The sequence below is a fragment of the Brachybacterium vulturis genome, from assembly GCF_043641765.1.
Classification (GTDB): Bacteria; Actinomycetota; Actinomycetes; order Actinomycetales; family Dermabacteraceae; genus Brachybacterium; species Brachybacterium vulturis_A.
This window is the reverse complement of sequence record NZ_JBHZRO010000011.1, coordinates 32789-54283: the sequence shown is the minus strand read 5'-3', so window position 1 is coordinate 54283 and position 21495 is coordinate 32789. Positions and strand designations below refer to the sequence as shown.

The 21495-nt window shown below is 71.8% G+C and carries 21 protein-coding genes and 1 tRNA gene; 12 read left to right on the top strand and 10 right to left on the bottom strand.

Annotated features, from left to right (window positions below; translation table 11 throughout):
* Positions 1–83: 83 nt before the first annotated feature.
* A complete protein-coding gene (locus ACHUEU_RS10145; RefSeq protein WP_394215959.1) occupies positions 84–869 on the bottom strand; it encodes a (Fe-S)-binding protein in 786 nt (261 codons plus the stop codon).
* An 81-nt stretch (positions 870–950) separates the two neighbouring features.
* Positions 951–2441 carry a malate:quinone oxidoreductase gene (locus ACHUEU_RS10140; protein WP_394215957.1) on the bottom strand — a complete coding sequence of 497 codons (1491 nt, stop codon included), beginning with the start codon at positions 2439–2441 and terminating at the stop codon, positions 951–953.
* Between the two features lie 261 nt (positions 2442–2702).
* Here ACHUEU_RS10140 and ACHUEU_RS10135 point away from each other — a divergent pair, with 261 nt between their 5' ends.
* On the top strand, positions 2703–3149 hold the full coding sequence (locus ACHUEU_RS10135; protein ID WP_394215955.1) for an alpha-L-fucosidase: 447 nt from the start codon (positions 2703–2705) through the stop codon (positions 3147–3149).
* 75 nt (positions 3150–3224) lie between these two features.
* Here ACHUEU_RS10135 and ACHUEU_RS10130 read toward each other — a convergent pair whose 3' ends face one another.
* Positions 3225–3467: a DUF6458 family protein gene (locus ACHUEU_RS10130; protein ID WP_394215953.1), complete on the bottom strand. Its 243-nt coding sequence runs from the start codon at positions 3465–3467 to the stop codon at positions 3225–3227.
* Positions 3468–3699: 232 nt separating this feature from the next.
* Here ACHUEU_RS10130 and ACHUEU_RS10125 point away from each other — a divergent pair, with 232 nt between their 5' ends.
* The 3 genes from ACHUEU_RS10125 (at position 3700) to ACHUEU_RS10115 (ending at position 7890) form a co-directional block, all read left to right on the top strand.
* Positions 3700–6282, top strand: coding sequence for an ATP-dependent Clp protease ATP-binding subunit (locus ACHUEU_RS10125; RefSeq protein WP_394215951.1), 2583 nt, complete (start codon positions 3700–3702; stop codon positions 6280–6282).
* A 265-nt stretch (positions 6283–6547) separates the two neighbouring features.
* Positions 6548–7384, top strand: coding sequence for a DedA family protein (locus tag ACHUEU_RS10120; RefSeq protein ID WP_394215949.1), 837 nt, complete (start codon positions 6548–6550; stop codon positions 7382–7384).
* Positions 7381–7890: an amino-acid N-acetyltransferase gene (locus ACHUEU_RS10115; RefSeq protein ID WP_394215947.1), complete on the top strand. Its 510-nt coding sequence runs from the start codon at positions 7381–7383 to the stop codon at positions 7888–7890. The genes ACHUEU_RS10120 and ACHUEU_RS10115 overlap by 4 nt, the downstream gene beginning before the upstream one ends.
* Before the next feature lie 10 nt (positions 7891–7900).
* Here the strand turns inward: ACHUEU_RS10115 and ACHUEU_RS10110 are convergent, their stop codons facing one another.
* From ACHUEU_RS10110 to ACHUEU_RS10090, 5 genes are all read right to left on the bottom strand, one after another.
* Entirely contained in the window at positions 7901–8905 is a 1005-nt protein-coding gene (locus ACHUEU_RS10110) for an HhH-GPD family protein (RefSeq protein WP_394215945.1), read from the bottom strand.
* Positions 8906–8910: 5 nt separating this feature from the next.
* Positions 8911–9330: a large conductance mechanosensitive channel protein MscL gene (gene mscL / locus ACHUEU_RS10105; protein WP_394215943.1), complete on the bottom strand. Its 420-nt coding sequence runs from the start codon at positions 9328–9330 to the stop codon at positions 8911–8913.
* A gap of 63 nt (positions 9331–9393) precedes the next feature.
* Positions 9394–10026, bottom strand: a complete 633-nt coding sequence (locus tag ACHUEU_RS10100; RefSeq protein WP_394215941.1) for an SAF domain-containing protein — start codon at positions 10024–10026, stop codon at positions 9394–9396.
* Positions 10027–10149: 123 nt separating this feature from the next.
* Positions 10150–10479, bottom strand: coding sequence for an FmdB family zinc ribbon protein (locus ACHUEU_RS10095; protein WP_394215939.1), 330 nt, complete (start codon positions 10477–10479; stop codon positions 10150–10152).
* A 77-nt stretch (positions 10480–10556) separates the two neighbouring features.
* Complete coding sequence (locus ACHUEU_RS10090; protein WP_394215937.1) at positions 10557–11219, bottom strand: 5-formyltetrahydrofolate cyclo-ligase; 663 nt, start codon at positions 11217–11219, stop codon at positions 10557–10559.
* A 79-nt stretch (positions 11220–11298) separates the two neighbouring features.
* On the opposite strand from ACHUEU_RS10090, the gene ACHUEU_RS10085 reads away from it, so the two are divergent.
* The 6 genes from ACHUEU_RS10085 to ACHUEU_RS10060 all read left to right on the top strand — a co-directional run bounded on the left by ACHUEU_RS10085 (position 11299) and on the right by ACHUEU_RS10060 (position 16605).
* On the top strand, positions 11299–11925 hold the full coding sequence (locus ACHUEU_RS10085) for a GNAT family N-acetyltransferase (RefSeq protein WP_394215935.1): 627 nt from the start codon (positions 11299–11301) through the stop codon (positions 11923–11925).
* Between the two features lie 36 nt (positions 11926–11961).
* Entirely contained in the window at positions 11962–12849 is an 888-nt protein-coding gene (locus tag ACHUEU_RS10080) for a hypothetical protein (RefSeq protein ID WP_394215933.1), read from the top strand.
* Positions 12850–12859: 10 nt separating this feature from the next.
* Positions 12860–14074: an alanine racemase gene (locus tag ACHUEU_RS10075; protein WP_394215931.1), complete on the top strand. Its 1215-nt coding sequence runs from the start codon at positions 12860–12862 to the stop codon at positions 14072–14074.
* Between the two features lie 60 nt (positions 14075–14134).
* On the top strand, positions 14135–15445 hold the full coding sequence (locus tag ACHUEU_RS10070; RefSeq protein ID WP_394215929.1) for a D-arabinono-1,4-lactone oxidase: 1311 nt from the start codon (positions 14135–14137) through the stop codon (positions 15443–15445).
* Positions 15446–15528: 83 nt separating this feature from the next.
* Positions 15529–16422: an inositol monophosphatase family protein gene (locus tag ACHUEU_RS10065; RefSeq protein ID WP_394215927.1), complete on the top strand. Its 894-nt coding sequence runs from the start codon at positions 15529–15531 to the stop codon at positions 16420–16422.
* 110 nt (positions 16423–16532) lie between these two features.
* A tRNA-Ala gene (locus tag ACHUEU_RS10060) sits at positions 16533–16605 on the top strand.
* A 177-nt stretch (positions 16606–16782) separates the two neighbouring features.
* Here the strand turns inward: ACHUEU_RS10060 and ACHUEU_RS10055 are convergent.
* Positions 16783–18024 (bottom strand): NAD(P)/FAD-dependent oxidoreductase, encoded by a 1242-nt coding sequence (locus ACHUEU_RS10055; protein ID WP_394215925.1) that lies wholly within the window; start codon positions 18022–18024, stop codon positions 16783–16785.
* Between the two features lie 199 nt (positions 18025–18223).
* Here ACHUEU_RS10055 and ACHUEU_RS10050 point away from each other — a divergent pair, with 199 nt between their 5' ends.
* Entirely contained in the window at positions 18224–18769 is a 546-nt protein-coding gene (locus ACHUEU_RS10050; protein WP_394215923.1) for a LysR substrate-binding domain-containing protein, read from the top strand.
* 58 nt (positions 18770–18827) lie between these two features.
* On the top strand, positions 18828–19301 hold the full coding sequence (locus ACHUEU_RS10045) for an S-ribosylhomocysteine lyase (RefSeq protein ID WP_394215921.1): 474 nt from the start codon (positions 18828–18830) through the stop codon (positions 19299–19301).
* 46 nt (positions 19302–19347) lie between these two features.
* Here the strand turns inward: ACHUEU_RS10045 and malQ are convergent, their stop codons facing one another.
* Positions 19348–21483 (bottom strand): 4-alpha-glucanotransferase, encoded by a 2136-nt coding sequence (gene malQ, locus ACHUEU_RS10040; protein WP_394215919.1) that lies wholly within the window; start codon positions 21481–21483, stop codon positions 19348–19350.
* Positions 21484–21495 lie beyond the last annotated feature (12 nt).

Genomic DNA, 21495 nt, shown 5'->3' with positions numbered 1-21495 from the left:
TCGCAGTTCGTCGACCGACGCTGGTGTTCACGGCGCCATCTCCTCCCGCTCGTTCCTCGCAGTTCGTCGACCGACGCGGGTGTTCACGATGCCCTGCCCAGGATCGTCTCGGCCGGGACGAAGGGGTCCTCCCTGGTCGAGGCGAGGATCTGGGCGAGGTGCACGGAGCGCGGGGCGGCGCCTGTGCGGCGCAGCTTGCCGCCGATGTTCAGCAGGCACGAGGCATCGCCCGCGACGACGAACTCGGCACCGCTGGCCACCACGTTCGCGGCCTTGTCGCTCACCATCGCATCGCTGGTGGCATCGTTCTTCACCGAGAAGGTGCCGCCGAAGCCGCAGCAGACGTCGGAGTCGGGCAGGTTCTGCAGCTCCAGGCCCTCGACCGCGCGCAGCAGCTTCAGCGGCCGTGCCCCCACCTTGAGGAAGCGCATCGAGTGGCAGGTGGGATGGTAGGTCACCGAGTGCGGGAAGTACGCGCCGACATCGGTCACCTTCAGCACGTCCACCAGCAGCTCCGAGAGCTCGTAGGTCTTCGCCGCGACCGCCGCGGCACGCTGCTCGAGCTCGCTGTCGCCCTCATGCCGGGCCACCAGTTCGTGCTGGTCCCGCACGCAGCCGGCGCACGAGCCGGACGGCATCACGATCGCGTCGACGGCCTCCAGCGCCGGCTCGAAGGTGTCGACGAAGGAGCGCACGATGGGCGCCGCCTCTTTGTAGTAGCCGGAGTTGGTGTGCATCTGGCCGCAGCAGGTCTGCCGCCTGTCGAACACCACCTCGTGGCCGAGCCGCTCCAGCAGGATCACGGTCGCCCGGGCCACATCCGGGGCCATCACGTCCACCAGGCAGGTGGCCATCAATGAGATGCGCATCCGCCGACCTCCCTCCTCGTTGCGGTTCCGGTCCTCTCGCGCGCCTCCCCTCCGCCGGAGGAGGAGGGCCGTGCGAAGGGCTCAGGAGTGCGTCAGGCCCAGCGCTTCGGCCGTGTGGTCGAGCAGCCGGTGGGCCTCGTCCGGGTCCTCCGACAGCGACCGTCCCCAGCTCGGCACCATCCGGGTCAGCGCGGGTCGCCAGGCATCGAAGCGCTGTGGGAACATCTTCTCCAGCAGGCCGAGCATGATGCTGGTCGCGGTCGAGGCCCCTGGAGAGGCCCCGAGCATGCCTCCGATGGAGCCGTCCGCGGCAGTGATCACCTGGGTGCCGAACTGCAGCACGCCGTGCTTGGACGGATCCGGGGCGATGACCTGGACGCGCTGACCGGCGGTGACCTCCTCCCAGTCGGACGCGCGCGCCGCCGGCATGTACTCGAGCAGCGCTTCGAAGCGCTGGTGATGGGTCGCCGTCAGCTGCGAGCCGAGGTAGACCATGAGGTCGAGGTTCGGCGGGGCGACGGCCATCATCTGGGTGATGTTCGAGGGCTTCACCGATTCGAGCAGATCGGTGTAGCGACCGGACTTCAGGAACTTCGGGGACCAGCCGGCGTACGGGCCGAACATGAGCGACCGCTTCCCGCCCACATAGCGGGTGTCGAGGTGGGGGACGCTCATCGGCGGTGCGCCGACGGCGGCCTTGCCGTACACCTTCGCATCGTGGCGGGCGATGGTCTCCGGATCGGTGCAGCGCAGCCATTGACCGGAGATCGGGAACCCGCCGAAGCCGCGGATCTCGTCGATCCCGGACTTCTGCAGCAGCGGCAGCGCGTAGCCGCCCGCGCCGACGAAGACGAACGGCGTGCGCACCACGCGCATGGAACCGTCCGCGGTGGAGCGGATCATCACCCCCCAGTCGCTGCCCATGCGACGCAGATCCACGACCTCGGACCCGGTGGAGACGGTGGTGCCGGTGCGGGTGGCGAAGCCGAGCATCTGACGGGTCAGCGCGCCGAAGTCGACGTCGGTGCCGTCCGTCGAGCGGGTCGCAGCGATGGTCTCCGTGACCGGTCGGCCGTCGGCGACCAGCGGCGCCCAGTCGGCCAGCTGCGCATGTTCGGTGGTGAACTCCATGCGATCGAACAGCGGGTTCGAGGTGAGCGCCTGATGCCGGCGACGCAGGTAGTCGACGTTCTCCATGCCGTGCACGAAGCTCATGTGCGGCACGGTGTGGATGAACTCGCCCGGGTCACCGATCCGGTCGTTCTCCACCAGATGCGCCCAGAACTGCCGCGAGATCTGGAACTGCTCGTTGATCGTGATCGCCTTGGCCGGGCTGACGGAGCCGTCCACGTCCTGCGGGGTGTAGTTCATCTCGCACAGGGCGCTGTGGCCGGTGCCGGCGTTGTTCCAGCCGTCGCTGGACTCCTGGCCCACGGTGTCGAGCTTCTCGAGCACGCGGATGTCCCATGTCGGCTCGAGCTCGCTGAGGAGGGCCGCAAGGGTCGCGCTGGCGATCCCGCCCCCGATCATCACCGCATCGGCGCGCTCGACATCCACCCTGAGGTCTGCCATGTCTCTCCGTCCCTCGTCCCCGCACTGGCGCAGGTCCCTCGATCGGTCCCGTGAAGCCTAGCCCTCACGGTGGGGTCTCGGCGATTCCGGCCTGTCCGACCCCGGCCCTCACTCGTCGTGCGGCGTCTCCACGACCGGGTCGACGCGGCGGCCCCCAGCGCGGAAAGGGCGCGGACGGCGGCCGCGGGGAGGATCCGAAAGCTCATGTCCTGCGGAGCGGGCGCCCCCGGACAGTGATCCGCTCTCTGAGAGGATGCAGAGATGACCCCGGTCGACACCCCACCCGCCGAGATCCTCACCCCCACGCCGCAGCAGCTCGCCTGGCAGAAGGCCGGGCTGGGCATGTTCTTCCACGTCGGCGTGAACACCTTCGCCGGCACGGAGTGGAGCGATGGCACCATTCCCGCCTCGGCCTTCGCTCCGACCGATCTCTACGCCGACGAATGGGTCCGCGTCGCTCGCGACCTGGGCGCCGCCTATGTCGTGCTGACCGCCAAGCACCACGACGGATTCTGCCTGTGGCCCACGGGGACCACCGACTACTCCGTCGCCTCCTCCCCGTGGAAGGACGGCACGGGAGACGTCGTCCGTGAGGGGGCCGACGCCGCGCGACGCTACGGCCTCGGCCTCGGTCTGTACCTCTCGCCGGGACCGCCGGCCGCCTGCGTATCGCGCGCCTGCTGCAGGATGGCTCGGACGTCGCCCTGACCGTGCTGGAGACCGGACTGGAACCGGAGGCCGCGGCCGGGTGACGGAGCAGCCGGCCCGACGCGGTCGCAGCCCTCACACGGTGGGCGGGGGGTCCCGACGCTCGGAGACGCTGTGCCCGGGTGCGTTCTGGGTGTTCACGACGGTCTTGCGCGAGCGCAGCGTCAGCAGCAGCCCGACGAGGAACAGGACGGCTCCCGCGACCATCAAGATGGTGCCGAGCATCGCGGAGTCCACTCCCGGCAGGTCGAACTCCAGGGCGAAGCGCGCGATGGCTCCCAGGACGAAGAGGATGATTCCGCCGACGATGGCGCCCATGACGTGCTCCTTGAGAAAGGGGGTGTGGCCCACGCCATGATACGACTCGCCCGACCCGCCCCACGGGATCCGACCGACGGGTCGGCAGTGCGCGTCGCCAACCGTCGGCCGACGGCAGAGCGGGTCATCATGCCCCCGGCGAACAGCCGTCACGCCCGCGGCGAACAGGCTCTGCTTCGACGGGAGCGGCGCGTACGCTCGATCCATCACCACCACCGGACGGGGGAGGACCATGTTCGAACGCTTCACCGATCGCGCCCGCCGCGTCGTCGTCCTGGCACAGGACGAGGCACGGCTGCTGAACCACAACTACATCGGCACCGAGCACATCCTGCTCGGACTGATCCATGAGAACGAGGGTGTGGGCGCCAAGGCGCTCGAGGCCCTCGGAGTGACCCTCGATGCCGTGCGCGAGCAGGTGCGCGACATCATCGGCGAGGGGAACCAGACCCCCTCCGGTCACATCCCCTTCACGCCCCGGGCGAAGAAGGTGCTCGAGCTGAGCCTCCGCGAGGCGCTGCAGCTGGGCCACAACTACATCGGCACCGAGCACATCCTGCTGGGCCTGCTGCGCGAGGGCGAGGGCACCGCCGTCAAGGTGCTCTCGCGCCTGAAGGCGGAGCCGTCGGCCGTGCGCCAGGAGGTCATCGAGCGCCTCTCCGGCTACCAGGGCAAGGAGCCGGCCAATGCCGGTGGCCCCGCGGAGGGCCAGCCCGCCGGTTCGCTGGTGCTCGACCAGTTCGGCCGCAATCTCACCCAGGCCGCCCGCGACGGCAAGCTCGACCCGGTCATCGGCCGGGACGGCGAGGCCGAGCGGGTGATGCAGGTGCTCTCGCGCCGCACCAAGAACAACCCGGTGCTGATCGGCGAGCCCGGCGTCGGCAAGACCGCGGTCGTCGAGGGGCTGGCGCAGGCCATCACCGCCGGCGACGTCCCCGAGACGCTCAAGGACAAGCAGCTCTACACGCTGGACCTGGGGTCCCTGGTCGCGGGCTCCCGCTACCGCGGTGACTTCGAGGAGCGCCTGAAGAAGGTGCTCAAGGAGATCCGCACCCGCGGCGACATCATTTTGTTCATCGACGAGATCCATACCCTCGTCGGGGCCGGGGCCGCCGAAGGCGCGATCGACGCCGCCAGCATCCTCAAGCCGATGCTGGCCCGTGGCGAGCTGCAGACCATCGGGGCGACCACGCTCGAGGAGTACCGCAAGCACATCGAGAAGGATGCCGCGCTCGAGCGCCGCTTCCAGCCGATCCAGGTCGACCAGCCCTCGGTCGCCCACACCGTCGAGATCCTCAAGGGTCTGCGCGACCGCTACGAGGCGCACCACAGGGTGACCATCACGGATGCGGCACTGGTGGCTGCGGCGAACCTCGCCGACCGGTACGTCAACGACCGCTTCCTGCCGGACAAGGCGATCGACCTGATCGACGAGGCCGGGGCACGCCTGCGCATCCGTCGTCTCACCGCGCCGCCCGAGCTCAAGGAGTTCGACGCCCGCATCGAGGAGACCCGCAAGCAGAAGGAGGAGGCGATCGACGGACAGGACTTCGAGCTCGCCGCCTCCCTGCGCGATGAGGAGCAGACGCTCAAGACCGAGCGCGACGAGAAGGAGAAGGCCTGGCGGCACGGCGAGTCCGATGCCGTGACCACGGTCAGCGAAGAGGTCATCGCCGAGGTGCTGGCCGCCTCCACCGGGATCCCGATCGTGAAGCTCACCGAGGAGGAGTCCTCGCGGCTGCTCCACATGGAGGACGAGCTGCACAAGCGGGTCATCGGGCAGAACGAGGCCATCAAGGCCATCTCCCGGGCGATCCGCCGCACCCGTGCCGGGCTCAAGGATCCCAAGCGACCGGGCGGCTCGTTCATCTTCGCGGGCCCCACCGGCGTCGGCAAGACCGAGCTGGCCAAGGCGCTCGCCGAGTTCCTGTTCGGTGACGAGGAAGCCCTGATCCAGCTCGACATGTCCGAGTTCGGCGAGAAGCACACCGCCTCGCGCCTGTTCGGCTCGCCCCCCGGCTACGTCGGCTACGACGAGGGCGGTCAGCTCACCGAGAAGGTGCGGCGCAAGCCGTTCTCCGTGGTGCTGTTCGACGAGGTGGAGAAGGCCCATGTGGACATCTTCAACTCGCTGCTGCAGATCCTCGAGGATGGCCGCCTCACCGACTCGCAGGGCCGGGTGGTCGACTTCAAGAACACGATCATCATCATGACCACCAACCTCGGCACCCGGGACATCGCCAAGGGCGTGTCCCTGGGCTTCACCGCGGGCGGCGACCTCTCCACCGATTACGAGCGGATGAAGTCGAAGGTCCACGAGGAGCTCAAGCAGCACTTCAAGCCCGAGTTCCTCAACCGTGTCGACGACGTGGTGGTCTTCCCGCAGCTGTCGATGCAGGAGATCGTCGCGATCGTGGATCTGGAGATCGCCAAGCTCCAGGCCCGCCTGAACGACAGGGACATGGCCATCACCCTCACGCCGGCCGCGAAGGATCTGCTGGCGGAGAAGGGCTATGATCCGGTGCTCGGGGCACGTCCGCTGCGTCGCACCATCCAGCGCGACATCGAGGACACGCTCTCGGAGCGGATCCTGTTCGGTCAGATCCATGTCGGCGACGAGATCGTCGTCGACGCGGAGGGAGAGGGCCTGCTCGGTGAGCTGACCTTCGCCCGCCGGGCCGAGGGTGGTCAGCCCATGCCGATCTCCGACGAGATCGACATCGATTCGATGACCCAGGCGCGTGCGGAGGACCTCACCCATGCCGACGGTGCGACCTCCCCGGATGCCGACAGCGCGGAGGCCAGCACCTCCTGACCGGTGGGGCCGGCCCCGCCCCCGGGCCGGGCCGGCCCCCCCCCCCCCCCCGCCCGGCGGGCCGGCCCCCGCCCACCCCCGGGCCGCCCCCCGCCGGGGGCGGCCCCCCCCCCCCCCCCGCCCCCCCCCCCCCCCCACCACCCGCTCCGGCGCTGCTGCCGGGACACGGACATCACCGGGCCTGAGCCGATCGGGTCCGGGCACTCGCTTCGACGAGCCCGGCAGGCCCGGGGGAACGCGCCGGGGCCTTCGATGGAGAGGACGCATGGGCGAGACCATCGACTGGCTGCTGTCCCTGACGGGGCAGATGGAGGACTGGATCCTCGGCATCGCCGATGCCTGGTGGGTCCACCTCATGGTGTACCTGTTCGCCGCGTTCGACGGCTTCTTCCCCTCCGTGCCGAGCGAGTCGACGATCGTGACCCTCTCCTCCCTGTGGTCGAGCTCGGGACGGCCCTCGATCATCGTCATCGGCCTGGCGGCGTGGATGGGCGCCTGGACGGGCGACAACCTGGGATATCTGATCGGCAGCAAGGTCGGCTGGGAACGCTTCCGATTCCTGCGCGAGGGGCGGGGCCGCGGAGCGGTCGAGGCCGCGGACCGCGGACTGCAGAAACGGGCGCTGGTCTTCCTGATGACCGCTCGCTACATCCCCTTCGGCCGCACCGCGGTGAACCTGGTCGCCGGCGCCGTGCACTACCCCCACCGCAATTTCTGGCCCCGCTCGCTGCTGTCGACCTTCGTGTGGGCCGTCTACTCCTGCGCGATCGGTGCGATCGCCGGCGCCTGGTTCGACGACCATAGCCTGGTGGCCATCACCGTCGCGCTGTTCGCCGCTCTGGTGATGGCCCTGGTCATCGAACGGCTGATCACCGCCCTGCACCGGGTCCTGGACCGCCGGGCAGAGCGCCGGGAGGCAGCGGAGGGTCTCGGGGCGGAGGAGGCGGCCGCGGACGCGCAGCAGCGGGAGACCCCCTTCTCGGCCGGCGCTGCCGAGGCGGCCGGACCGAGCGGCGAGGGACCCGCCCAGAGGTCGCCGACCGTCGGTTCCGGCGCCGAGTCACCGCTCAGCCCGTCACAGGGAGAGGACAGCTCACGATGAGCATCACCATCCGTCCCGCGCTGCCCGCCGATGTGCGTGCCATCAACGGTCTCGTCGAGCCCATGACCCACACCGGGGTCCTGCTCGGCAAGGACCTGGTGTCCTATTACGAGGCGGTCCAGGAGTTCCTGGTGGCCGCCGACGAGGACGGGGAGGTGGTCGGCTGCGGTGCGCTCCACGTGATGTGGGAGGACCTCGCTGAGGTGCGCACGCTCGCGGTGCATGAGGCCCGGCGCGGCACCGGCCTGGGTCACCGTCTGCTCGACGCCCTGCTGGAGCGGGCGCTCCAGCTCGGTCTGCAGCGTGTGTTCTGCTTGACCTTCGAGGTGGACTTCTTCACCCGTCACGGCTTCGAGGTGATGAGCGAGGCCGTGGACCCCGACATCTACCACCAGCTGCTGCGCTCCCCGGACGAGGGCATCGCGGAGTTCCTCGACCTCGCACGGGTCAAGCCCAACACGCTCGGCAACACCCGCATGATCAAGGCGCTTCGCGCTCCTGGCTGACGGGGGCCCGTCAGGGCAGACGCAGCCGCGGCCCCTCGCGGACCGCGAGCCCGTCGGCTATCAGCGTGCGGACGCCTCGTCGCACCCGGTCGGCGTCCTGGTCATCGAGCGCCATCAGCCGGTCCTCCGCCGCGGAGCCGTCCCGGCGCAGCAGCGCCATGATCATGCCGCGCATCTGGCGGTCCGTGCCCTCGAAGGCCTGTCGGCGGCGAGTGTCCTCGGCGGGGAGCGGACGCCCCGCAGCGAACCATGCACACCTGCCGTCGGCCAGGGGGCACTGCTGGCAGCGGGGCGAGCGGGCGGTGCAGACCAGCGCGCCCAGCTCCATGGCCGCCTGGTTCCAGGCCACCGACCGGCGGCGCGGGGCCGGCAGGCTGCGCGTGGCCACGACGCGTTCTGCAGCGCTGTAGGAGCGGTCCGGCAGGGCCCGGCCGCGCACGCTCCGTGCCAGCACCCGACGGATGTTGGTATCGACCACGACCGCGCGCTCCCGGTGGGCGAAGGCGGTGATCGCGGCAGCGGTGTACTCGCCGATCCCCGGCAGCGTTCGCAGAGCCTCCTCGCCGCGGGGGACCCACCCGCCGTGTTCGCGCACGATGACGCGTGCGCATTCCTGCAGCCGCAGCGCCCGTCGGGGATAGCCGAGCCGGTCCCAGCAGCGCAGCACCTCGGCGGTCGGGGCGGCGGCCAGATCGGCCGGGGCGGGCCAGCGCTCCATCCACTCCTGCCAGCGGGGGAGGACCCGCACCACCGGGGTCTGCTGCAGCATGACCTCGGAGACCAGGATCGCCCAGGCCGAGATCCCCTCGTGCCGCCAGGGCAGGTCACGGCCGGCCGCGGAGAACCAGGCGATCACGGCATCGACGGACTCCTCGTCGACAGCGCACTCCTGGGTCGGGCCGTGCTCAGCGGGCGAGGGGCCGTGCTCGGCGGGCGCGGGAGCATCGACGGCGCGGGCCGGAGCCGGACGGCTCCGGCCCGCGCCGGTGGGATCAGGTGCCGAGGCACCGTCCATGATGCTCAGGGCTGCGGGGAGGACCCGTCGCGCTGCGCGGTCAGCGCGTCGCGGATCTCGGTGAGCAGGATGATGTCCTCGGAGACGGCGGTCTCCTCCTCCGCGGGGAGGCCGCGGCGCTTGCGGTCGAGCGTGCGCGCGGAGGAGATCGGGAGCACGAAGACGAAGTAGACGACCGCCGCCGTGATCAGGAAGGCGATGATCGCGGAGAGCACGGCGCCGATGTTGACGATGGTCGCGTCGTTGCCCTTGACGATCGTGAACGCGAGACCGACAGGGTTGTCGCCGCCGAAGACGTTGATCACGGGCTGGATAAGGTTGTCCACGAATGCACCGATCAGCGCGGTGAAGGCGCCGCCGATCACGACACCGACGGCCAGGTCGATGACGTTGCCCTGCATGACGAAGCTCTTGAAACCCTTCATGGGGTCATCCTTACGGGGAGGGGGACGAGGGAGGAGAGGCCGCTGGGCGGCCCGGGACGGATATTAGCCGATCACCGTCACGACGACCGCCCCGACCCCCAGAGCGTGGGCCACGTCTCGTGCCCGATCCTGGGCGACGGTGACGAGCACCTCGGCCGTGCCCGGGCTGCCGGGCCCCAGCACGGGCGCCTCGGCCGCGGACTCCGGGACCTCCAGGACCCGGGCGTCGATGCTGGTCCCTCCGAAGAGGGTCGGATCCGTCGAGAGCAGCTCGACCCCCGTGCCCGGCGGCAGGTGCGGCACGAGCACTGCGGGCACGGGCACCGCCATCAGCACGGAGCCTTCGGGGATCGCGGGGGCGCCGGCAGCCACGAGCATCCCCGGCAGCAGCAGCGCTCCGGCGTCCAGAGGGATCCGCATGGTGCGGCCCCGCACCGCGTCGACCTCGAGTGCGGCGCCCGGGGGGACCAGCTCCTCAGCGATGCGGGTGGTGCTCAGGTGGGAGCGGGTCAGCACGGTGCCGGGCGCGAGCGCAGCATCGGCGATGACCACGTCGACCCCGCGCGCCGACGGCGGCAGCAGCGAGGGGAGCAGCGCGGCCACGAATGCAGCGACCGCGAGGGCGGCCAGAAGCCTGCGGCGTCGACGCAGGGCACGGCGCCAAGCGGGCAGATGTGCACGGAAGCGGGAGAGCATGCCTCGACGCTAGGCGGGAGGGCGGTCCGTGCGGGTCGGTGCGCTCTGACGGTGGACGACGGTGCACTGGGGAGGAGAGGCCGCCGCGGGGGCGGCCCCTCCCGTGCGATGCGTCCCGCCGGGTCAGGACGCCGCGGGGGCGGGCTGCGTGCTCGGGGAGCTCGTGGAGGAGGACCCGGAGGAGGTGCTCGCGGCGGCGCCCGTGCTCGCCGAGTCCCCGGTGCTGGTGGAGCCGCTGGTGGCGGCACCGGCCGCCGCGGCCGCGGAGCCCGAGGTCGAGGAGTCGGTGGAATAGAAGCCGGGGCCCTTGAAGACGATGCCCACCGAGTCGAAGACCTTGCGCAGGGCGTCCTGGGCGCACTCGGGGCAGGCTCGCAGCGAGTCCTCGCTGAAGCTCTGGTACTGCTCGAAACGATATCCGCAGTTCTTGCAGGCGTAGACGTACGTGGGCACGCGGGTTCCTCCGGGGTGGTCGAAGTGCTCGGTCACGCGCAGGCGACCGCGCGAGAGAGTCTACGACTGCGGGCCGCTCAGGAGAGAGCGGACGTGACCAGCGAGACGAGTCCGTCGGCCGTGAGCACCTCCGGGATCCGCACATCGTGCGCCTCGCACGGCAGCGAACCCTCCGGCAGCAGCTCCGCGGGATGGATCACCGCGATGATCCGCGCCCCCTCTGGCAGGGTGCGCAGAGCACGGTCGTAGTAGCCGGCTCCGTGCCCGATCCGGGTGCAGGAGCGGTCCACCGCCACGGCGGGCACCAGCACCAGCGTCGCCTCCTCGAGCGCCCGGGTGCCGAGCCGCTCCCCGGCCGGCTCCTTCCCGAAGCCCCGTCCGGGGGAGTCCACGAACTCGGAGTCTCCGTCCCAGGAGATCCACTCGAGCTCCTGCCCGGCAGCGGCCGGGAACAGCACCCGAGCACCGGCGTGTGCGAGCCGGCCGGCCAGGGGCAGCACATCCGCCTCGGAGGGCGTGGGGTGGAAGGCGGCGACCAGCGGGGCCGGGGCGCCCGCCGCGGAGGCGGCGCCCACCGCCCGCTCCACCTCGGCGATCAGCGGCGCGGCATGCGCGAGGAGCTGCTGAGCCTCCCGTGCGCGGCGAGCGGCACCGTCCTCGCCGGTGTACGCGGCGGCCCGGCGGGACCGCAGCTGCCGGCGCAGCTGACGCTTGCGTGACCTCGTCGTCTCCTCGTCCATGGCCCCAGACTCGCACAGAGGGCCGGGCCTCGGGGGCTCCGCGCAGGAGAACCTGCCCGGCGCCGTCTACGATGACGCGATGGTTCACGTGTGGCCGCTGGCACTGCATGACGGGGAGCTGACGCTGCGCCCCCTGCGTCGTCGCGACCGTGCGGCCTTCGAGCGGCTGCGGCAGCGCAACGCCCGCTGGCTGCGTCCCTGGGACGCGACAGATCCCGAGCATGGCCCGCGGCCGATGGATTTCCGCACCCTGCGCCGTTGGAGCCAGGAGCAGGCACGGCTGGGGCTCGCACTGCCGCTGGTGATCACCGTCCAGGGACGGCTGGCCGGCCAGATCACCGCCGGCCCCATCCAGTACGGGGCGCTGCGCTCCGCGGTCCTCGGGTACTGGATCGGCCAGGACGAGGCCGGTCGTGGCGTGGTGCCCCGCGCGGTGGCGCTGCTGATCGATCACCTCTTCGCCGAGCTCGGGCTGCATCGCATCGAGGTCACGGTGCGGCCCGAGAACGCGGCGAGCCTGCGCGTGGTGGAGAAGCTGCACCTGCGTCCGGAGGGTGCGCGGCGGTCGGCGATCCATGTCGACGGGGCCTGGCGCGATCACCTGGTCTTCGCGCTCACCGCGGAGGAGGTCGCCACCGGGGAGGACGGCCGCGGGGTGCTGAGACGACTCCGGCGCGAGTTTCCCGCCGACACGCCCACAACATGACCAGGGGAATCACAGTGGTGTCACTAAGGTGTCGGTGTGGAGTCGATCAATCTCGGAGCCGTCCTCTTCGGCATCCTGCTGCTGCTGTGGCTGGCCTATGCCCTGCCGCGCACGGCGCACCGTCGTGAGGTGATGGGCCGCACCCGCGCGGCCGACGAGGCCGAGATGTCCTCCCAGGCGCGGGACCTCTCCGCGGCCGTCCACGCCCGCCGCACATCCACCGAGGTGAACCCGCCCATGTCCCAGGACCGTCTGCTCCTGCGCCCCACCGATCCGACCAGCCGCCCGCGCTTCTACGCCGAGCCCGGCACCCGCATCGATCCTGCGAACGAGCGTGCTCGTGCGCGGCGGTTCCTCGGCGTCGTGCTCGGCGCTCTGCTCGCGGCCACCGCCGCCCTCGTCGTCCTCGCCCTCGCGCAGGTGGTGGTGTGGTGGGTGCCGGCGCTCGCCGTCGTCGGCGTGTCCGCGTACCTGGTGGGGCTGCGCCGGGTGGAGCTGGAGCGTCGGGCCCGGACCACCCGCGCCGCCACCCGCCTGCGCCGTCAGCGTGCCGGGGCCGAGACCGCGCGGCGCCGGACCGCCGGTGAGCGCGAGCGCTCCCCGGCGCCGGCTGCGGGGACCGCTGCCGCCGCGGTGATCGAGCAGCCGCCGCATGCCGATCTGGAGACCACCTCCCAGCGGGCGGCGCAGCAGGTGTCCCGCCCGGGGGAATGGACTCCGCGACCGGTGCCCCGGCCCACCTACGCCCTCCGCGGCGAGGTCGATGATCTGGCCAGTCGCCATGCGGCCCACCGCCAGAGCATGCTCGCCACCTCCGTGCCGCTGGAGAGCGGACGGGTCGAGGAGCTCGAGGCCGTCGATGAGGACTTCGCCCCGGCGCAGGACCTCCAGCTCGACGAGATCCTCGCGCGGCGTCGGGCCTGAGGGCCGGATCATGACGGGTGCGGGCCGGGACATGGGCGATCTCGAGGCGCTGCTCGCCCGTGAGGGCTGTCACGAGCGCCCGCTGGCGGTGCTCGATCTCGACGCCTTCGACGCCAATGCGGAGGACCTCGCCCGGCGTGCCGCCGGCACTCCGCTGCGGGTCGCCTCGAAGTCCCTGCGGGTCAGGGGTCTGCTCGAGCGGGTGCTGGACCGGCCCGAGTACGCCGGGATCCTCGCCTTCACCCTGCCGGAGGCGCTGTGGCTGGTGGCGCACGGCGCCCGCGACGTCCTCGTCGCCTACCCGACCGTCGAGCGCGGGGCGCTGCGCCGGCTCGTGATGCTCCCCGAGGCGCTGGACGCCATCACCCTGATGGTCGACGAGCGCGCACAGCTCGACCTGATCCTCGACGCCACCGCGGATCTCCGCTCCCGAGCGGGAACTCGACGGATCCGGCTCGCCCTCGAGCTCGACGTCGCCTTCGCACCGCTGCCCGGGGTGCGCTTCGGAGCACTGCGCTCACCGCTGCGCAACCCCGGCCAGGCCGTCGCCCTCGCCCGCCAGGTGCAGGCCCAACCCGCCTTCGAGCTGGTGGGGCTGATGGCCTACGAGGGCCACATCGCCGGCGTGACCGACGCGGCACCCACGGTATACGGCGCGGCGGTGCGCACCATGAAGCGACTGTCCCGCCCGGATATCGCCGAGCGCCGCGGCGAGGTGGTGGCCGCGGTGCGGGAGATCGCCGACCTCGAGTTCGTCAACGGTGGCGGCACCGGCTCGATCGAGTCCACCGCTGCAGAGGAGGCGGTCACGGAGATCGCGGCCGGTTCCGGACTGATCGGCCCCGGCCTCTTCGACGGCTACCGGGACTTCGCTCCGCATCCGGCACTGCTGCTCGGGGTGAGCGTGGTGCGCCGCCCCGCCGCGGGCGTGGCGACCCTGCTCGGCGGCGGCTGGATCGCCAGCGGCGTGCCGGGGCCGGACCGCCTGCCCACGATCGCTCATCCGCCCGGTCTCTCCTTCGCCCCGCAGGAAGCGGCGGGCGAGGTGCAGACCCCCGTCCTCGGCCCCGCCGCCGAGCGGCTGCGGGTGGGGGACACGGTGTGGCTGCGACACGCGAAGGCCGGGGAGCCCGCAGAGCACTTCGCGCGCTATCTGCTGGTCCGCGGCGACGAGATCGTCGGATCCCATCCCACGTACCGAGGAGAGGGTGCAGTCTTCCTCTGAGCGGTCCCTCACCCGGGAGTCCAGGGACCGCGACCCCACCGAGTCCTGAAGGAGCGGCCGATGCCCGCGAGCACCATGACCCTGCGCACCTGGAGCGGAGCCGTGTCGTGGACACCGCAGCAGGTGCTGCGTCCCACCTCGCAGGAAGCGGTGGTCGCCGCTGTGCAGGCCGCTCGCACCCGCGGATGCTCGCTGCGGGTGATCGGCGGCGGCCACTCCTTCTCCGCGCTCGCCGCGACCGACGGGATCACGCTGTCGCTGGACGGGCTCCACGGCCTGATCTCCGCGGATCCCGTGACCGGTCTGGTCACCCTGCGCGGAGGCACCCGGTTGTGGGCGGTCGCCGAGCTGCTGGCCCCGTACGGGCTCGCGCTGTCGGTGATGGGGGACATCGACCGGCAGTCGATCGCCGGCGCGATCCAGACCGGCACCCACGGCACCGGCGCGGCCTTCACCGGATTCGCCGGTATGGTGCGCGCGCTGCGGCTGGTGCTGGCCGACGGCTCCGTGGTGGACACCTCGCCCAGCCAGGACCCGGAACTCTTCGAGGCCGCCCGGCTCGGACTGGGCAGCATCGGCGTGATCCTCGAGGTCACCCTCCAGTGCGTCCCCGCCTTCCGCCTCGAGCTGGTCGAGAGCACCGAGGCCCTCGGGCCGACGGTGCGCTCCTTCCTCGCCGACTCCACCCGCGCGGACCATCACGAGTTCTTCTGGTTCCCCCGCACCGACCGGGCGACCGTGCGCACCATGCGCCGGCTGCCCCCGGACGCGCCCCGGCACCGCTCTGCCCGCGCCGTCGAGCTGCTGCAGCAGGAGGTGCTCGGCAACGGCGCCTGGGAGCTGCTGTGCCGCAGCGCTGCGCTGCTCCCGCCGCTCAGCCGTCCTGTCGCCGAGATCGCCTCGCACGTGTTCGCAGGTCCCCGAGTGGTCGACGACTCCGCCGCCGTCTTCGCCGCGCCGCGGCGGGTGCGCTTCCACGAGACCGAATGGGCGCTGCCCGCCGAGCGGTTCGAGGAGGCGTTCGCGGCGCTGCGAGCCCGCTTCGACGCGGAGGGTGTGCGCGTCACCTTCCCGCTCGAGATCCGCCGCGCCGCGGCCGACGACGTGTGGCTGTCCACCGCCCACGACCGCGACACCGTCTACATCGCCGCCCACCGCCATCACACGGAGGTGGCCGGTCCCTATCTGCTGCTGGTGCAGCGCACCCTCGCGGCCTTCGGGGCCCGACCGCACTGGGGGAAGATGCACTGGCTGGGCGCACCCGAGCTCAGCGAGCTCTACCCCCGCTTCGAGGACTTCCGCAACGTGCGCGCGGCCGCGGACCCGGACGGGCTGCTGCTGAGCCCGTACCTGCGCCACCTGCTGGTCTGACCAGGGGTGGACGACAGCGGGGCGAATCGTCCGCACCCTGTCCCTCCGCCCGGGACCGAGCGGTCCGGGCTAGCCTGACGAGGATGAACACCTCCGTGCCCCGCACCTCTCCCGCCGCCGTCCCCTCGCCCTCGCACCTGCTGGACATCGCGCTCGCCGCCGCTTCTGCGGCCGCTGAGCACCTCCGGGGGCTGGACCGCGACGGTCTGGCCCGGGAGTACAAGACCTCCAGCCATGACATCGTCACCGAGCACGACCGCGCCAGCGAGGAGATCATCGTCTCCGAGCTGCGCCGCCTGCTGCCCACCGCACGCATCGTCGGTGAGGAGGGCGGTGAGCGTCCCGCGGCGGAGGCCGCGGCCGGGGTCGTGGACACCGAGCCGGTGGTGAGCTTCTTCGTCGACCCCATCGACGGCACCAGCAACTTCGCCGCCGGGCTGCCGCTGTTCTGCATCTCGATCGGGGTCGCCGTCGACGACGAGCTGGTCGCCGGGGTCATCGACGCCCCGGTCCTGCATCAGGTGTTCGCCGCGGCCGACGGCGATGCCACCCTGAACGGAAAGGTGCTGCGCCCGCGCGCCACCAAGGCGCCGGCCGACTCCCTGGTGCTCTCCGGATACCCCGGCCAGCGCACCGGTGCTCAGTTCCCGGCCTTCGCCGCGAGCTCGGTGCGCACTCTGGAGGACTCGGTCTCCGCGGTGCGGCACCTCGGCTCGGCCGCGCTCGAGCTCGCCTATGTGGCCGCCGGCTGGGCCGACGCGACGGCGCTGACCGCGATCAACTCCTGGGACGTGGCCGCGGGCTTCCACATCCTGCGGCGCGCCGGCGGCTCGCTGCGCACCTGGCCCGGCACCGAGGTCGTCCAGCGCCCCGACCACCTGCAGCCGGCCTATGTGGCCTGCACCGGGCAGGAGCGCCTGAGCGTCCTGGACGAGCTGCAGCAGGAGCTCCAGGAGCTGCGCACCGCGGGACGGTGAGCCGCTCGCGTGCGACGAGGCGTCGCTGCTGTGACCTTCGTCAAGGGCCCGTCCCCGATGCGACAGCGCCGCGGCGGCGATGCTAATCTGTTCTGGTCGCACCGTGACATGGGGCTATGGCGCAGTTGGTAGCGCGTCTCGTTCGCAATGAGAAGGTCCGGGGTTCGAATCCCCGTAGCTCCACCGCAGGTCCTGAGCCGCGCCATCATTGATCAACGATGGCGCGGCTCAGGCTTTTCCGGCACGGGTGCGCGCTGCATCGTGGGATGGGGCGCATCGTGGGGTGGGGCGACCGGTGCGGGGACGGGCCCGCCGACCCCACTCGAGGGGCCGCCGCACCGCCCTCCCGGGGGAGAGCTGCTAGCGCAGCGGGTCGAAATGCCGCATGACCGCCGGGGGCCGACCGCCGGTCAGCTGGCTGGCGAGCATCTTGCCGGTCAGGGGGCCGAGCGCGATTCCCCACATCCCGTGCCCGCCCGCGATGCTGACCCGCGAGTCCCGGGTGCTGCCCACCAGGGGCAGGCCGTCCGCGGTGCAGGGCCGGGACCCCACCCACTCCTCCTGACGGTCCTCCCAGTCGATCCCCTGGTACATGGGTCGGACAGCGTTGATGATCGCCTGAATCCGACGCGGGTCCAAGGGGGCGTCCGCGGGACGGAACTCCATCATCCCGGTGACGCGGAAGCGGTCGCCCAGCGGTGTGCAGGCGACCCGCTGGGTGGGGAAGTACAGCGGGTGGGTCGGCATCGACTCGGGATGGACGGTGAAGCTGTAGCCGCGACCGGCCTGCACGACCTGGCGGACACCGAAGCGGCGGGCGAGCCGACCCAGCCACGCTCCGGTGGCGATGACGACGTGATCGGCGCGCACGGGGTCACCGGAGCGCTCCAGCACCTCGACCCCGGCACCCCGCTGGCGGATGTCCGCCACGTCGACGCCGCGCCGGATCCGCCCGCCGCGGTCCTCGACCGCCGCGGCCAGCGCGGCCAGGTACCGCGGCGGATCGATGAAGCGCTGCCCGTGGAGCGCGATGCCCGCGGTGACGCCGTCGGCCAGGACGGGCTCGTGCTCGCGCATCTGGTCACCGCTGAGGAGGTCGTACTCGACCGCGCCGCCGGACCGGGTGATGCCGGCGAACTCGCGCACCATCGCCTGCCGGTCCTGCTCGGTGGCGAAGGCGGCCAGGAACGGGCGTGCGGGGTGGGTGGGCTCGGCGATGTCGAGCTCGTCGAAGGCGTCCAGGGCGACCCGGTTGACCTCGGTGAAGATCCCCATGGCGCGCCGCCACCTGCCCGGCGTGCAGTTGCGCGCGAAGCCGGCCAGGAATCTCAGCAGCTGCGGATCGGCGGTCACCGGGACGTACAGCGGCGAGGAGGGATCGAGCATCGCGGTGAGGCCGTACTTCAGCACCGACGGCTCGCTGAGGGGCAGGGTCAGGGAGGGGGTGAGCCACCCCGCGTTGCCCCAGGACGACCCGGCCGCGACGTCGTCCCGTTCCAGCACGGTGACCTCGACCCCCTGCTCCTGCAGGTGCCAGGCCGTGGTGAGACCGGACATGCCGGCCCCGATGATGGCGATGTGCCCAGGACTCTTCTTCGACACCGTCGTCGACCCCGCTCTCACGACCGAATACCCCGTTCTCCAGCAGTGTTCTCCAGCGATGGGGCAACACCACACGGAGGCTACACCACACGGCATGTCCACCGGGTGCCGGCGCACTCGGGATCGACGTGCTGCCGAGACCGGTTCCGCCGGGGCGAGCTCCGGCTCGTCGTGGCCGCGCGGGTCGTAGGCTGAGGGCATGCACCCCACCACGCTGCGCATCGGCTTCATCCCCGGCGTCGAGCCCGATCGCTTCCTGCGCCGCTGGAAGTCGGGCCGCCGGGGCGCCTGGCTCGAGCTGACCCCGGTCCCGCTCTCCCGGCAGCACGAGGCACTGACCGCCGGAGAGGTCGACATGTGCTTCGTGCGCCTGCCGCTGACCGCCGAGGAACTGCACCTGGTGCCGCTGTGGGAAGAACGGGCGGCGATCGTGGTGGGCACCGAGAACGTGCTCAGCCTGCTCGACGAGATCGGCCCGGACGACCTGGCGGGGGAGACCGAGATCCCCACCGCCCACGCCGATGACGCCGCTGAGCGGATCGCCGTCGCCGCGACGGGCGTCGGCTTCACCCGGGTGCCGCTGTCGCTGGCGCGGCTCCACCACCGCAAGGACGCCGTCTCCCGCCCGCTGCGCGACGCGGAGCCCACCCGCATCGCGCTCGCCTGGCCCCGCGAGGCGGACGACCCGCTGCGCCAGGAGTTCGTCGGCGTCGTGCGCGGTCGCACCGCCCGCTCCAGCCGCTGAGCACCCCCGCAGACCCCCTGACCCGCACTCCCGCACACAGCCCGAAGGAGCATCACCGATGACCGAGCAGCCCCGGATGAACGTCGAGAGCTTCAACCTCGACCACCGCACCGTCGCCGCGCCCTACCTGCGCATCGCCGATCGCAAGGAGCTGCCCGGCGGCGACGTGCTGACCAAGTTCGACGTGCGCTTCACCCAGCCCAACGTCGAGCACCTGGCGACCGAGACCGTCCACTCCCTCGAGCACATGATGGCCGAGCACATGCGCAACCACTCCGGGGACGTCCTGGACGTCTCGCCGATGGGCTGTCGCACCGGCTTCTACGTGCTGCTGGTCGGCGACCGCACCGTTGCGGACTTCGCCCCGGTCCTCGAGGCCACGCTGCGCGATCTGCTGGCGGCCAACGAGGTCCCCGCCGCCAACGAGGTCCAGTGCGGCTGGGGCGCCCACCACAGCCTCGAGGGTGCGCAGGGAGCCGCCCGCGAGTTCCTCGACCAGCGCTCGGTGTGGGACCGGGTGACCGCGGACTGACTGCGCGCACGAGACTGACCGCGCCCGCGAGCCGGCTGATCGCGCGTCAGCCCCGGCCCAGTCCCTCGCGCACCGCCGCCAGCAGGCGCGCCGTGCGCTCGTCGGTCGCGATGTCGTCGATCGAGACCGGGGCGCCGGCGGCATCTGCCAGCGGGATCCGCCAGTTCGGGTACTCCTCATCGGTGCCCGGCTGGTTCTGGATGCGCCGCTCGCCCACGCAGTCCACGAGGGACACGCCCAGCAGCATCGACGGGGTGCGCGCCAGGTAGCGGTGCAGGGCGAGCACCGTCTGCTCGATGTCCGACCCGCCCGCGCCGCCGGCGGCCAGCAGGCCGTCCCGACGCAGCACGTCCAGCACCTGCTCGCGTCCGGCGGCGTCGGCCACGAGCTCCTCGGCCAGATCCCGCTCCAGCAGACCCAGCTCGTGGCGCAGGGCCACATGGTCACCCGCCAGGTAGCCGGCCGTGGGCGGCAGATCGTGGGTGTTCACCGAGGCCATGCACAGAGACCGGTAGTCCTCCGCCGGCAGCGGATCCCCCTTCTCGTCGTGCTCGAACCAGAGGATCGAGGTGCCCAGGATCCCGCGATCCACCAGGTAGTCGCGCACCCACGGCTCGAAGGTGCCGAGGTCCTCGCCGACCACCAGGGTGCCCGAGCGCTGCGCCTCCAGGACCAGGATGCCGATCATCGCCTCGTGGTCGTAGGAGACGTAGGCGCCGTCGGCCGCCTCGTGCCCCTCCGGGATCCACCACAGCCGGAACAGCCCCAGCACGTGGTCGATCCGCAGAGCTCCGGCGTGGCGCATGAGCGTGCGCAGCATGTCCCGCCACGGCCGGTAGCCGGCCTCGCGCAGATGCTGGGGGTGCCACGGCGGCTGATGCCAGTTCTGGCCCTGCTGGTTGTACTGGTCGGCGGGAGCGCCGACGGCCGCCCCGGCGGCCAGGACGTGACGCAGCCGCCAGGAGTCCGCACCGATCTGCTCCACCCCGACCGCGAGGTCGTGCATGATCCCGATCCGCATTCCGGCATCGCGGGCCGCGGTCTGGGCGGCGCTGAGCTGCTCGTCCAGCAGCCACTGGGTCCAGATATGGAAGTCGATCCGCTCCGACAGCTCCCGACGGGCCTGCTCGAGGGTGGTGTGATCGAGGTCCTGCAGGCAGGCCTCGTCGGCCGTGCCGCGCACCGACTCGGCGATCGCGGACCACAGGGCGAAGTCCTCCAGGCCCTGCCCCTCGCGGGCGCGGTAGGCGTCCAGCAGCGCCCGGCGCCCTGCGGACAGCGGCACCGCGAACAGCTCCTCGAGCGCCTGCAGCTTCGCGGCCAGCACTTCGTCGCGCTCGAGACGGTCCACGCGGTCGTTCCAGCCGGAGACCTGCCCGCGCAGCAGCCCCACCCGCTGGCGGGAGAAATCGGTGAGCTCGCGGTACTCGGGCACGTCCTCGATGCGCAGATACAGCGCACTGGTGAAGCGGCGGGTGACCGGGAGGTACGGGGACGGCTCGACCGGTGGCGTCGGGTAGGAGGCGTGCAGGGGGTTCACCAGCAGGAAGTCCGCGCCGTGGCGGGCACCGCTGATCGCTGCCAGATCGCGCATATCGGCGAGGTCGCCGATGCCCCAGGAGCGCTGGGAGCGGACCGAGTAGAGCTGCGCCTGGAGCCCGAAGGCCCGCTTCGCGGCGTACTCCTGGTGGACCCGCACCCGCGCCGGGGTCACCACCACATCTGCCTCGCAGGGACCCTGCGCGGTCTCCGCGACCAGCCGGTGCCATCCCAGCGGCAGCCCGGCGGGCAGGTGGAAGCGGGCCCGACCGCGCAGGGTGCCGTCCAGATCGAACGGGGCGGTGTGGTCCTCGGCCTGCGCGAGCTCTCGGCGGCCGCCGTCCTCGAGCAGGAGCTGGGCCCGGACCGCGGTGCCGTGGTCGACATGGACGGGCACCGTGGTGGCGGCGTCCTCGCGCAGCACGGTCACCGGCGGCAGGGTGCGGGCCCAGGGGGCGCGCTCCTGCTCGCGCCGCACGGCCGCGATGTCCTCATCGGAGGCCACCGGCGCGCCGAGCGCGGTGAGGATCGCGTGGAGGGTGTCGTCGGCGACATTCTTGAGGGTGCCGTCCCACCCCCAGTACTGGGTGCTGACGCCGAGGTCGCGGGCAAGATCTCGCAGCGCTGAGGAATCCGGGGACATGCGGCAAGCGTA